This window comes from Streptomyces achromogenes subsp. achromogenes, assembly GCF_000720835.1.
In the GTDB taxonomy this organism is placed as follows: domain Bacteria; phylum Actinomycetota; class Actinomycetes; order Streptomycetales; family Streptomycetaceae; genus Streptomyces; species Streptomyces achromogenes.
This window is the reverse complement of sequence record NZ_JODT01000141.1, coordinates 1-253: the sequence shown is the minus strand read 5'-3', so window position 1 is coordinate 253 and position 253 is coordinate 1. Positions and strand designations below refer to the sequence as shown.

1 pseudogene is annotated in these 253 nt (G+C 70.4%); it reads left to right on the top strand.

The features are described 5' to 3' along the window. A pseudogene (locus IH25_RS38310) lies at nucleotides 1–253 on the top strand (alpha-1,4-glucan--maltose-1-phosphate maltosyltransferase); the annotation flags it as partial.

The window sequence follows — 253 nt, the reverse complement described above, 5'->3', positions numbered from 1 at the left end:
GTATCCGTTGCGGGAGCTGGTCACCGCCTCCGACGCGATGCCGTTGCTGGTGGAGCGCGAACGGGCCCTGTACGGCTCCTGGTACGAGTTCTTCCCCCGCTCCGAGGGCACCGCCGAGCGCCCCCACGGCACCTTCCGCACCGCCGCCCGCCGCCTGAAGGCGATCGCGGACATGGGCTTCGACGTCGTCTACCTGCCCCCGATCCACCCCATCGGCACCACCCACCGCAAAGGCCCCAACAACACCCTGACC